Annotated in this window: 11 protein-coding genes; 5 read left to right on the plus strand and 6 right to left on the minus strand. The window is 66.3% G+C overall.

Annotated features, from left to right (window positions below):
* Positions 1–2: 2 nt before the first annotated feature.
* The 4 genes from BDOA9_RS28045 to BDOA9_RS28060 all read right to left on the minus strand — a co-directional run bounded on the left by BDOA9_RS28045 (position 3) and on the right by BDOA9_RS28060 (position 2,912).
* Positions 3–743 (minus strand): metallophosphoesterase family protein, encoded by a 741-nt coding sequence (locus tag BDOA9_RS28045; protein WP_025037264.1) that lies wholly within the window; start codon positions 741–743, stop codon positions 3–5.
* 117 nt (positions 744–860) lie between these two features.
* Positions 861–1,466, minus strand: a complete 606-nt coding sequence (locus tag BDOA9_RS28050) for a hypothetical protein (RefSeq protein ID WP_025037265.1) — start codon at positions 1,464–1,466, stop codon at positions 861–863.
* Positions 1,459–2,145 (minus strand): hypothetical protein, encoded by a 687-nt coding sequence (locus tag BDOA9_RS28055; RefSeq protein ID WP_025037266.1) that lies wholly within the window; start codon positions 2,143–2,145, stop codon positions 1,459–1,461. The genes BDOA9_RS28050 and BDOA9_RS28055 overlap by 8 nt, the downstream gene beginning before the upstream one ends.
* On the minus strand, positions 2,142–2,912 hold the full coding sequence (locus BDOA9_RS28060) for a MotA/TolQ/ExbB proton channel family protein (protein ID WP_025037267.1): 771 nt from the start codon (positions 2,910–2,912) through the stop codon (positions 2,142–2,144). Before BDOA9_RS28060 ends, BDOA9_RS28055 begins: the two co-directional genes overlap by 4 nt.
* A gap of 200 nt (positions 2,913–3,112) precedes the next feature.
* On the opposite strand from BDOA9_RS28060, the gene BDOA9_RS28065 reads away from it, so the two are divergent.
* From BDOA9_RS28065 to BDOA9_RS28075, 3 genes are all read left to right on the plus strand, one after another.
* Positions 3,113–4,483, plus strand: a complete 1,371-nt coding sequence (locus BDOA9_RS28065; protein ID WP_025037268.1) for a sensor histidine kinase — start codon at positions 3,113–3,115, stop codon at positions 4,481–4,483.
* A 7-nt stretch (positions 4,484–4,490) separates the two neighbouring features.
* Positions 4,491–5,144, plus strand: a complete 654-nt coding sequence (locus BDOA9_RS28070; protein ID WP_025037269.1) for a response regulator — start codon at positions 4,491–4,493, stop codon at positions 5,142–5,144.
* Between the two features lie 93 nt (positions 5,145–5,237).
* Positions 5,238–5,555: a hypothetical protein gene (locus tag BDOA9_RS28075; RefSeq protein ID WP_025037270.1), complete on the plus strand. Its 318-nt coding sequence runs from the start codon at positions 5,238–5,240 to the stop codon at positions 5,553–5,555.
* 28 nt (positions 5,556–5,583) lie between these two features.
* Here the strand turns inward: BDOA9_RS28075 and BDOA9_RS28080 are convergent, their stop codons facing one another.
* Complete coding sequence (locus BDOA9_RS28080; RefSeq protein ID WP_025037271.1) at positions 5,584–6,171, minus strand: TetR family transcriptional regulator; 588 nt, start codon at positions 6,169–6,171, stop codon at positions 5,584–5,586.
* 546 nt (positions 6,172–6,717) lie between these two features.
* Between BDOA9_RS28080 and purB the strand changes: the two genes are divergently transcribed.
* Both purB and BDOA9_RS28090 read left to right on the plus strand, forming a co-directional pair.
* Positions 6,718–8,025, plus strand: coding sequence for an adenylosuccinate lyase (purB, locus tag BDOA9_RS28085; RefSeq protein ID WP_025037272.1), 1,308 nt, complete (start codon positions 6,718–6,720; stop codon positions 8,023–8,025).
* Between the two features lie 160 nt (positions 8,026–8,185).
* Positions 8,186–9,358 carry a M20 aminoacylase family protein gene (locus BDOA9_RS28090; protein ID WP_025037273.1) on the plus strand — a complete coding sequence of 391 codons (1,173 nt, stop codon included), beginning with the start codon at positions 8,186–8,188 and terminating at the stop codon, positions 9,356–9,358.
* A 125-nt stretch (positions 9,359–9,483) separates the two neighbouring features.
* Here BDOA9_RS28090 and BDOA9_RS28095 read toward each other — a convergent pair whose 3' ends face one another.
* The gene (locus BDOA9_RS28095; RefSeq protein WP_025037274.1) at positions 9,484–11,391 is read right to left on the minus strand and encodes an acyl-CoA synthetase; all 1,908 of its coding nucleotides are present in this window, start codon (positions 11,389–11,391) and stop codon (positions 9,484–9,486) included.
* Positions 11,392–11,588 lie beyond the last annotated feature (197 nt).

Genomic DNA, 11,588 nt, shown 5'->3' on the forward strand with positions numbered 1-11,588 from the left:
GGTCAGCGCCCCTGCGAAAGCCGGTCGGCCAGCCAGGACGGCAGCCCGTTGTCGCGGATCCTGCCTGCCGCGGTTGCGATGTCATAGGGTGCCCGGCAATAGGTGATCTGGCACGAGACCGTGTCGAACAGCACGAAGGCCGCCGACGGATCGCCGTCGCGGGGCTGGCCGACCGAGCCGAGCACGGCGAGCCATTGCCGTCCGCGCAGCAACTGCACGGGGACATCGGTCTTAGGCACGAAGCTCGTCATCTTCGCCGTCACCGACATCGAATAGAGCGCAGGCCTGTGGATGTGTCCGCAAAAGGTGACGTGGGCGTGCGTCGCAATCAGGCTCTTGGCGGCGTCCACGGTCGAGCGGACATAGTGCCAGCGCTGGGGATGCGAAGCTTCCGCGTGCACGAACAGGCGGCCATCGTCCTCCACCTGCATCGGCAACTCGGCCAGGAAGCGCCGCTGCGCGGTGTCGAGCCGGCCGCGGGTCCATTCGATCGCGATCTGCGCCTCGGCGTTCATGGTCTCGGCCGTGGAATTGACGGCCTGGTCATGATTGCCGCGCACCGCGATGGCGCCCTGCGCGACCAGCTCCATCGCGGTATCCACCGCCCATTCCGGATCGGCCCCATAGCCGACGAAGTCGCCGAGCAGGACGAACTGCTCCGCGCCGCGGGCGCGGGCGACCTTCAGGCAGGCCTCGAACGCCTGCCGGTTGCCATGGATATCCGAGAAGACAGCGAGAAGCACGCACCCTCCACCCTCAAATTCTTATTCGGGGCCGATGAGGCCAAATTGAGGGAGGTCAACAAGATGCGCCAGCACCGGGCGGTTTGCCAGCGCTGCTCTGCGGTGATGGTGAAGGGCCTATTGCTCGTCCTTCGGCGGCATCCGGGGCGGCGGAATCGGGGTGAACACCGCGCCTTCCGCGCCGGCGGGCGGCGCATTGAACTCGCCGGTCGAGGAATCGCCGCCGCTGGTCTCCAGGATGGTCTTCGGCGTCACATATTCCCGGACCATGTCGATCAGGCTGCCGTCGCCGCCGCCGAAATCAGCGGCGCGCCCGCCTTGCGGATGACCGGCCGCGATCTCGTTCTCCGCGGCGTGGGTCTTGTCGGCCAGCCGGTCATTGTAGGGCACACGAAAGGCGCGCGGGATGCCGCTCGGGCGATTGTCCTCGTCCAGCGCCTCGACCCAGAGATAGATCGAGCCGGGATCGCCCTGAAGCGAATGCGGCTCGACGATGCGGGCCTTCAGGAGCTTGAACGTGGCCGGCAGCCGGTCCGTGCTGGCCCAGCCGAGCAGGCCGCGCATTTCCGTGAAGCTGACGACGTAGAAGGTGCTGGTCACGACCACGGCGACCGCCTTCAGCGACCAGTGCAGCCGCGCATAGACCAGCACGACCAGCAGCAGCGCACCGATGACGGCATAGGCGACCGACAGCGTCAGGATGACCGTTTGCGGATTACTCACGGCGCACCCTCACAGCGTTCCTGCTTACTCCGGTCTTCGGGTCGACATCGGCGCCGTTGCGCCAGCTGCTGCGGAACGTCTCCAGCAGCGATTTCGGCCGCTGATCGACATTGACGACCTTGCCTTCCGCATCGATCCGGAATCGGACCGCGGTCTTCTCGTCGCCGGTGTGGTCGAGCGTGAACTTGTTGTCGAAGATCACCTGGGCGGTCGGATTGAGCTTCTGCACCTTCACACTGGCGGTCACGGGCTCGCCGGTCGTGGCGACGAAATGCGAGACATTCACCGTGTATTCGCCGGCGAGGATGCCGCGCACGGTGACGATCTCCTCGCGGATGGGGGAGGCGATCTTCTGGCCGTTGACGATGATGAAATTGTTGGCCCCGCCGCGGTCGTCGCGGTCGAGCGTCAGGAAGCCGGCCTCGCGGTGGCGATACCAGGCGATGTTGCCGGCGGGATCCTGCACGAACAGGTCGAGATCGTCGGGGTGATTGTCCGGCCAGTCCAACGTGATCATGAACTCCGCCTTGGAGTCGATCTTGCCGTCCTTGGCATCCGGGGAGACCGCGAGCAGCGCCAGGAAGAACAGGAACGCGATCACCTGGAGCGCCTTGAACAGCATCACGCCCAGCGGGTCGAACGGCTCCTCGCGCGGATAGAGGCCGAAATCGTCCATCATGACCGCGCACCGGAACCCTTGCGCTCCAGCACCGGCGTCACGTAGGTCTCGGTCAGCACCACCGCATCCGAGAACACTCGCTGGGTCGCGGCGTCGAGCATGTAGTACTGAATACGGACCAGGATCGAGCCGACGAGGCCGGCAAGCGTCGTGTACATCGCGACCGCCATGCCGTCGCTCATCAAGCCCATCGAGGAGCGCATCGCGACCTTGTCGGCGGCATCCAGCCCCGCGATCGGCGCCACCATGATGATGAAGCCGATGATGGTGCCGAGCAGGCCGAGCTTCATCAGCGTGTCCGAGACGAAGGCCCCGAATCCGTTGGAGCCGCGCAGGCGGTCGGCGAGCGTCCGCAGCAGCAGCGTCTGATCGACCGGGCGATAGTCCTGCGCGGCGGCCTTGGTCACCAGGCTTTCGATGTGGTCGCGCACCAGGCCGCGCGGCAGCGCCACGGCGCTCGCATCGAGCGCCTTGCTGCCGCCCGCTGCCGACAGCACCGCGCGGCAGCGCCGTGCCGCCGCCCCTTCCCGCGCGATCGCCCGCGTCCGCAGGAAGCAATGGCCGCAGGTGACGACATAAAGCGCCGCGATGACGCTGGAAATGTAGGTACGGTCCGAGGTCAGCATCAGATGGATCAGGCCGAAGCGCCACAACAGCACGACGGCGAAGATCGACAGCCCGGTGAAGATCATCCAGAACAACAGCGCGCTGCGCTCGGAAGGGTCGGCAGCCTGGGTTGCGACTGGTCCAATCGTCATGGAACTCATGCTGCATCGCTCCTGGCTTGCAAGCACCGGCCTGCAATTTGTCCTCACCGATTAGATCAAAGCCGCCGTTTCAGGTCCAAAGACCCATGCCCAATCCGGCTTGGGAAATTTGCCCGAGCTGCAATCCTTGGCGCTCCCTGAGATTGGCAAGGCACGGCGGCGTTGTTAGGCTGACCTTACCAAACGTCGGGGGTGATCGCATGCGCCTCGTGCTTCAGCTTGTCGCCCGCCTGCTTCTGATCGTAGCGCTCTGCCTGGGAGCGGCGACGATTTGGGCCACGTTCGACGCCTATCGCAGCGTCGACCGGGCGACGGCCGCCTCGGCACAACGGGTCGCGCAGGCGCTTCAGGCGCTGTATTGGCGCGAGCTCTTGTTGCGCAGCAGCAGGGCGCGCGAACATCTTCTGCCGGTTCCGGACTGGCGCACGCTGGACACGATGAAGCTGATATCGCCCGGGGTCTGCGTCGCGTTCCAGCCCGCGGCGGCCTTCGAGAAGCCGCTCTGCGGCCAGAGCGAGGGGCTGGGCCAGGCGCCGCCGCGCTGGTTCGCCGCCCTCGTGCCGACCTTCCTCGGCAGCCATGCCGAGGTGGTGCGGCCCGTCAGTCCGCGCGCTGCCGCCGCCGGCACCGTCGTCGCGACGCCCGATGCGGCCGCCGCGATCTCGCTCGCCTGGGATTACGTCCTCAACGTCATCGATGTCGCACTGCTGATGGCTATGGCGATCGCCCTGCTCGCCTCGCTCGCCATCGCGCACGCACTTGCGCCGGCGCGCGCGATCGTCACCGCGCTGCAGCGCATGGCGCGCGGTCAGTACCGCACCAGGCTGCCGCGCTTCCGCTCGATGGAGCTGGCGATGATCGGCAATGCCGTCGGCGAGCTCGGCGGCCGGCTGGAGGAAGCAACCGAGCAGCGCGCCGCGCTGACGCGCCGCCTGATCGAGATCCGCGACGACGAGCGCCGCGCGCTCGCCCGCGAGCTGCACGACGAGTTCGGGCAGAATTTGTCCGCCATTCTCGCCTTCGCCAACACCATCGAGACGGCGAGCACGAAGCGGAACGGAAACGATGGAATCGCGCAGGACGCGCGCATGATCTCGCAGGCGACGCACCATCTGATGGCCTCGCTGCGCGATGCGCTGAAGCGGCTGCGCAATCCACTGCCGGAAGAGCTCGGGCTCGAGGCGAGCCTCGTCAATCTCGTGGACAGCTGGCGCTCGCACAGCGCGGCGCGGCCGGCGATCCAGCTCGATCTCAGGGGCGACCTCACCGACATCAGCGGTCCGGCCGCCACAACGGCCTATCGCGTGGCACAGGAATGCCTGACCAACGCGCTGCGTCACAGTGCAGCGCGCGAGATCTCGCTCCGCGTCGAGCGGCGCGCGGGCGAGGATGATGCACTGCTGATCCGCGTCGAGGACGACGGCGGCGGCGATGCGGAACGCGTCGCGCAATCGGCCGGCTTCGGCCTGACCGGCATCCGCGAGCGCGTCACGGCGGCCGGCGGATCGCTGTCGATCCTGCCCGCCCGCGGCGGCCTCAGCGTTGCCGCGACCATCCCGCTCGCTGCGTGAGGCGGACATGAGCGAGGTTGCGGCAAGAGGCATCTCCGTGCTGCTGGTCGACGACCATCCGATCGTGCGGCAAGGCTATCGGCGCGTGCTGGAGAGCCAGGGCGATCTGCATGTCGTGGCGGAGGCCGACAACGCCGCGGATGCCTACAGCGCGTTCAAGGCGCATGACCCCGACGTCGTATTGCTCGACATATCGATGCCCGGCGCGAGCGGGCTGGAGGCGATCCGCAACATCCGCGCCCGCAGCCCGCGGGCGCGCATTCTCGTCTTCACCATGCACAACGAGGCCGTGCTGGTGAAATCAGCCTTCGGCGCCGGCGCCTCCGGTTTCGTCACCAAGAGCAGCGAGCCGTCCGCGGTCGTCAACGCCATCCGCAGCGTCGCCCGCGGCGAGCGCGCCATGAGCGACGACATCGCGCACGTGCTGGCGGAGGACAGCCTGTCGCCGACCGGCTCGGTGCTGGACCAGCTGGGTGAGCGCGAGATCGAGATTTTGCGCCAGTTCGCCGGCGGCGCCACCACCGAGGAGATCGCGGCGCACCTCAATCTCAGCGTCAAGACCGTGCAGAACTATCACTACCTGATCAAGTCGAAGACCGGCGCGCGCACCGATGCGCAGCTGGTGCGGCTCGCCGCGACCTGCGGGCTGACGAGGATCTAGCAGCCACGTCCCTCGAGCGTCGTTCGATCTGAACGAAATTGGAACGGTTCCGATCCGGCTCCGGTTAGTACGGCAGAGAAGGAGTAAAGGGTCATGAGTAAGGGTCACCCCAAGGCAAACCTAAAGGCAGTCGACCATCCCCCGATCATCACCGTAGGCGAACTCATCGACGAACTTTGCCGCCTGCCGGACACGGCCATCGTCCATTTTCGCTGCCCGATGTTCGATCAGGAGCTGACATTCTACCGGCTTCGAAGGCGATCAAAGGACGCCGTCGAAATCGCGGTCAATGCCTATCCGGATAGTCCGCCGGTCGTGCCGTCGTCGGATCCCGCCTTCCACACGCGAAGACATTCGGCATCGGCGCCCGCGCCCCACGACGGCGCGGGTCTCCAGAAGACGCGAGGTTGATTGAAAGACTAACGCGTGAAAGTCGGCCTCAGGCCGCCTTCAACCCCCGCAGCAGCAGCGCCAGCGTCGCATCGACGCGCGCGGGGAGATCGGCGTCCTTCCATTCCTCGGCATGGGCCGGATGGTGGAAGCGGACGGTCGCATCGAAGATCGCGCGCGCCGTCGTCTTGACGTCGCCCACCGCGAACTCGCCCTGTTTCACGCCGTCGGTCAGGATCGCCGCGATCTGGTCGATCATGGTGTCCTTGTGGCATTTGACCGCCGCGCAGGCCTCGCGGGCCAGGGTCAGATAAGTCTCGAACATCTCGGGGTCGTCGAGCACGCGCGAACGCTTGGCCGCGAACAGCGTGCGGAGCCAGCGGTCGAGCCTGTCGGGCGCCGGGCCCTGCTCCCTGGCGATCGCCAGCAGCGGGGCATCGATGCGGTCCAGCCAGCGCTTGGCAACGGCCTCGCGCAGCGAGGCCTTGCTGGGGAAATGGCGGTAGACGCTGCCGTGGCTCACATCGAGCGCACGGGCAACGTCGACCACGGTGGCCTTGGCAAGTCCGTAGCGCCTGAGCACGTCCTCGGTGACTTCGAGGATCCGCTCCGGCGTCAAGACAACGGCTTCATTCATGCCAGCACCATGTTCCCGTCAGGGGCTCAGTTACCCGGCAGTAGGGCTGCTTCCGAAGCGCCCGTGCCGGTCGTTTCGGAAAGCCTATGCCTTAATGAGGCAGTTTTGCAGCCTGCGCCGCGATCTGGCGCGCCACCAGCAAATTGAGCCACTGCCCAATCACGCCGGTGAAATTGAGGATTTCGGTCGTCATTGTCTTAAGTCTCCATTCGTCCGCGGTCCCGTTCTTCAATCCGCCCTCCGATCCAATACGGATGTCGGGCCCCCAGGTTGCCGCGGGACGCCCAATCGGAGCATCCGAGAACGGATATACACGTCTCGCTGACAGATTTCAATATCTGTCAGTCAATGATCCGTGATTGACAGTTAATATCTGCGGCCAGGCGCTGCCGGCCGGCCGGTCCGGTGGAAAGCTGGGCGATCCCCCTTTTCTGGGGCCCAGATCGTTTGTTTCGCCCTGCCCGCTCTGTTAAATCACGGCGTAAAAAGCATTTTGGCCGGCGCCGCCCCTTTGATGTCGCCCGCCCACCTTCCTGGAGCCGTCCAATGATCCCCCGCTATACCCGCCCGGAAATGGCCTCGATCTGGGAACCGCAGACCCGGTTCAAGATCTGGTTCGAGATCGAGGCGCATGCGGCGGATGCGCTCGCCGAGCTCGGGACCATCCCCAAGGAGGCCGCCCGGACGGTCTGGGCCAAGGCCAAGGACGCCACCTTCGACGTCGCCCGCATCGACGAGATCGAGCGCGAGACCAAGCACGACGTCATCGCCTTCCTCACCCACCTCGCCGAGATCGTCGGCCCCGAGGCGCGCTTCGTCCACCAGGGCATGACCTCCTCCGACGTGCTCGACACCTGCCTCAACGTCCAGCTCACCCGCGCCGCCGACCTGCTGCTTGCCGACCTCGACAAGGTGCTGGCCGCGCTGAAGAAGCGCGCCTTCGAGCACAAGATGACGCCGACCATTGGCCGCAGCCACGGCATCCATGCCGAGCCCGTCACTTTCGGCCTCAAGCTCGCTTATGCCTATGCCGAATTCACCCGGGCCAAGGAGCGGCTGATCGCGGCGCGCAAGGAGGTCGCGACCTGCGCCATCTCGGGCGCCGTCGGCACCTTCGCGCAGATCGACCCGCGGGTCGAAGAGCACGTCGCCCAGGCCATGGGCCTGGTGCCGGAGCCGATCTCAACCCAGGTGATCCCGCGCGACCGTCACGCGATGTATTTCTCGACCCTCGGCGTGATCGCCGCCTCGATCGAGCGCATCGCCGTGGAAATCCGCCACATGCAGCGCACCGAGGTGCTGGAGGCCGAAGAGTTCTTCTCCGAAGGACAGAAGGGCTCGTCCGCCATGCCGCACAAGCGCAACCCGGTGCTGTCGGAGAACCTCACCGGCCTCTCCCGCATGGTGCGCGCCTATGTGACGCCGGCACTGGAGAACGTCGTGCTCTGGCACGAGCGCGACATCTCGCACTCCTCGGCCGAGCGCATGATGGGCCCGGACGCGACCGTGACGCTCGATTTCGCCTTGGTTCGCCTCGCCGGCCTGATCGACAAGCTCTTGGTCTATCCCGCCAACATGCAGAAGAACCTCGACCGCCTCGGCGGCCTCGTGCATTCGCAGCGCGTTCTGCTGGCGCTGACCCAGAAGGGCGCGAGTCGCGAGGATTCCTACAAGCTGGTGCAGCGCAACGCCATGCCGGTCTGGCGCGGCGAAGGCGACTTCCTCCAGCTGTTGAAGAAGGACACCGAGGTGAAGAAATATCTCACCGACGCCGAGATCGAGGAGCAGTTCGACCTCGGCTACCACCTCAAGCACGTCGACACGATCTTCAAGCGCGTGTTCGGGGAAGCGTAGGATCGCAGGGTGGGTTAGCCTTGCGGCCTGCGCGCAGCGCAGTCCGCTGGGCGTAACCCACCTCTTTCGCTCCCAGGGAGACAAACAGCGGTGGGTTACGCCTTGCGCATCCACGGGGCTAACCCACCCTACAAACGACGACAGAAAACGGACCCCCCTCATGCCCATCGTCAATCGCGTCGCCGCCCTCTCCGACGAAATGGCCGCCTGGCGCCATGACCTCCACGAGAACCCCGAGCTGCTCTACGAAGTCCACCGCACTGCCGGCATCGTCGCCGACCGCTTGCGCGAATTCGGCTGCGACGAGGTGGTGACGGGCATCGGCCGCACCGGCGTGGTCGGCGTGATCCGCGGCCGCAAGTCGGCCTCCGGCAAGACTATCGGCCTGCGCGCCGACATGGACGCGCTGCCGATCATGGAGACCTCGGGCGTGCCCTATGCCTCAAAGGTGCCCGGCAAGATGCACGCCTGCGGCCATGACGGCCACACCGCGATGCTGCTGGGCGCGGCCAAATATCTCGCCGAGACGCGCAATTTCGACGGCACGGCCGTGATGATCTTCCAACCCGCCGAGGAAGGCGGTGGCGGCGGCAAGGCCATGGTCGAGGACGGGCTGATGACGCGCTGGAATATCCAGGAGGTCTACGGCATGCACAACATGCCGAACCTGCCCGAGGGCCATTTCGCCACCACGCCAGGCCCGATGCTCGCCTCCTCCGACAACATCCAGATCATCGTTCGCGGCAAGGGTGGCCACGCCGGCGCCGGCCCGCACAAATCGGTCGACAGCGTGCTGATCGGCTCGCAGATCGTGAACGCACTGCAATCAATCGTGGCGCGCAACGTCGATCCGTTGAAATCGGCGGTGATCTCGATCACGCAATTCCACTCCGGCACCGCCTTCAACATCATCCCGGAGGTCGCCGAGCTCGCCGGCACCGTGCGCACGCTCGACCCCGACGTGCGCGATCTCGTCGAACGCCGGATCGGCGAGGTCGCCGACAGCATCGCCCGCGCCTATGGCGGCTCGGCCGAAACGACATACACGCGGATGTATCCGGTGACGATGAACCACGCCCGCGAGGCCGGCCTTGCCGCCGACGTCGCCCGCGACATCGTCGGCGCTGATCGCGTCAACGACAAGTTCGTCCCGATGATGGGTGCCGAGGACTTCTCCTTCATGCTGGAGGCGCGCCCCGGCGCGATGGTGCTGGTCGGCATGGGCGACGGCAACGAGTGCCACCACCCGGGCTACGTCTTCAACGACAACATTTTGGGTCACGGCGCCTCGTTCTGGGCGCGCCTGGTCGAAACGCGGATGCCGGTGGGGTAGCGGCCGCATTCGCGATCTGTAGGGTGGGCAAAGCGAAGCGTGCCCACCACGGCGGTCTCAATTGGAAGAGGTGGGCACGGCGCCTAGCGCCTTTGCCCACCCTGCAACCGCCAAGCGAGCCCCGGCTACGCCTGCACCACCTCGTGGCGCATCACGAAGGGTGCGAGCAGTGCGTGCACCTCCCCCTCCACCGCCTCGCGCTGACCTGCCGGCAGGCCCGTGAGCGTCACGGTCGCGATCGAGCCATGGCTGCCGTGCGGACCGACCTTGACCTTGCAATCGATACCGCGCTCGACCAGCGGTGCCAGCACCTTGCTGAACACGCGCTGCGCCGCGTCCCAGCGCAGCTGCGGCTTGAACACCTTGCCGACGCCGGTCACCGGCATCGGGTCGATCGGGATGACCTGCACCGGAACGGCGGCGCGCTCCGGCGTGCGCTCGCGCACCCAGGCTTCCAGCTCGCCCGGCTCGACCTTTGCGCCGAGCTTCAGCTGCACGTAGCCCACCGGCAATTCGCCGGCGTAAGCGTCGGGCTGGCCGACCACGGCGGCGAAGCCGACGGCGGGATGGCGGAACATGATCTCCTCGATCGGCGCCGGATCGATGTTGTGCCCGCCGCGGATGACGAGATCCTTGGCCCGGCCAGTGATCCAGAGATAGCCGTCGGCGTCGAGCCGGCCGAGATCGCCGGAATTGACCCACTCCCCGTCGATGAACGCACCCTTGTTGTGCTCGTCGTTGAGATAGCCGCCGAACACGCCGGGGCCGGCCATGATGACGACGCCGATCTCGTCCGGCTTGCAATCGCGGATCAGGCGGCCATCAGCGTCGAGCTGCACGATGCGCACCCGCGCATAGGGCATGGGAAGGCCGACCGAGCCGAGCCGGATTGGCCGGCCCGGATAAGCGAGCGTGTGCACGCTCGAGGTCTCGGTCATGCCATAGACCTCGACCACCGGCAGCTTCAGCTTCTCCTGGATCGCCGAGCCGACGGCGACCGGAATCGCCGAGCCGCCGCCTGCCGCATATTTCAGGCTCGAAATATCCGCATTCCCCGGCGGCACCGCCAGCGTCGCGGCGAGCACGGTCGGCACGCTCGACAGCGCTTCGGGCTTGAACCGCTCGACGAGCTGCCAGATGTTCTTCACCGCATTCGGGTTGCGCCAGCCGCTCGGCGACAGCACCACCAGCGAGCCTCCGCCCGACAGCATCGTCAGCACCTGTGTCAGCGATCCGCCGACGTGGAACAGCGGCATGCCGAACAGCAGGTTGGCGCCGGGCTTCCCCTTCAGCAGCAGATTGAGTGCCCAGGCCTGGTAGACCTGATTGGTATGGGTGTGCCGCACCAGCTTGGGCGTACCCGTGGTACCGCCGGTGTGAAAATAAGCGGCGATATCGCTGCCGCGGATCTGGCGTCCGCTGACGAGCCGGTCCGACGGCTGCTGCTTGATCAGGTCGCTGAAGGCGAAGATGCCATTGGCCGGATCGCCGCCGCCGAACACCTGCACGATGGCCTTCAGATGCTTCAGTTGCGGGCGGATCTGCTCGACCTTCTGCCAGATGTCGGTGCCCGGCATCGGCCCGAGCGCCACCAGGATCCTGGTGTTCGCAGCTTCCAGGATTTCCGCGATCTGGTGCGGCTCGAGCAGCGGATTGACGGGATTGGCGATGCCGGCAGCCTCGGCGCCGAACAGCGTGACGAACGCATCCGGCACCAAGGGCAGCATGAAGCTGATGACGTCGTCCTTCTCGGCGCCGAGCGCGTGAAACATGTTGGCGGCCTGGGTGACGCGGGCGACGAAATCGCGATGGGTGACGACCAGCGGCGTGTCGGCGGGATCGGCGTTTTGCAGGAACTGGATCGCCGCCCCCTCGGGGTTGCGCTCGGCACCGAGCCTGATCGCCTCATAGGTGCTCTCGGCCGCGACGCGGTCGGCATAGGGGACCTGCTCGAACGCCCGGACCTCCTCGTCCGTCACGAGATCCGGATAGTCGTTGCCGATCAACCGATCGAGCGCGTGGATGCCCGCCATGAAATTCCGTCCTCCCTCAGCTGCATGTCCCCGCCCAATATCTTCTGACATTTTGGTTCGGCGGGCCTCGGCCGATGTCCGGGCCGAGCCGGACCACAATGATGGATCATTTGCCCTTCGTCCATCGCCTACCGGCTGCGCGGCTTGAACCTGTGCGGCTGCTCCGGGGACCAAGAACTGGCAGTGAATTCGCTCGC

The sequence above is a fragment of the Bradyrhizobium sp. DOA9 genome (genome assembly GCF_000617845.2).
In the GTDB taxonomy this organism is placed as follows: Bacteria; Pseudomonadota; Alphaproteobacteria; order Rhizobiales; family Xanthobacteraceae; genus Bradyrhizobium.

Coding starts and splice junctions, on each gene's coding strand:
- BDOA9_RS28055 (WP_025037266.1), bottom strand. CDS start 2,145: ATGATGGACGATTTCGGCCTCTATCCGCGCGAGGAGCCGTTCGACCCG.
- BDOA9_RS28060 (WP_025037267.1), bottom strand. CDS start 2,912: ATGAGTTCCATGACGATTGGACCAGTCGCAACCCAGGCTGCCGACCCT.
- BDOA9_RS28065 (WP_025037268.1), top strand. CDS start 3,113: ATGCGCCTCGTGCTTCAGCTTGTCGCCCGCCTGCTTCTGATCGTAGCG.
- BDOA9_RS28070 (WP_025037269.1), top strand. CDS start 4,491: ATGAGCGAGGTTGCGGCAAGAGGCATCTCCGTGCTGCTGGTCGACGAC.
- BDOA9_RS28075 (WP_025037270.1), top strand. CDS start 5,238: ATGAGTAAGGGTCACCCCAAGGCAAACCTAAAGGCAGTCGACCATCCC.
- BDOA9_RS28080 (WP_025037271.1), bottom strand. CDS start 6,171: ATGAATGAAGCCGTTGTCTTGACGCCGGAGCGGATCCTCGAAGTCACC.
- purB (WP_025037272.1), top strand. CDS start 6,718: ATGATCCCCCGCTATACCCGCCCGGAAATGGCCTCGATCTGGGAACCG.
- BDOA9_RS28090 (WP_025037273.1), top strand. CDS start 8,186: ATGCCCATCGTCAATCGCGTCGCCGCCCTCTCCGACGAAATGGCCGCC.
- BDOA9_RS28095 (WP_025037274.1), bottom strand. CDS start 11,391: ATGGCGGGCATCCACGCGCTCGATCGGTTGATCGGCAACGACTATCCG.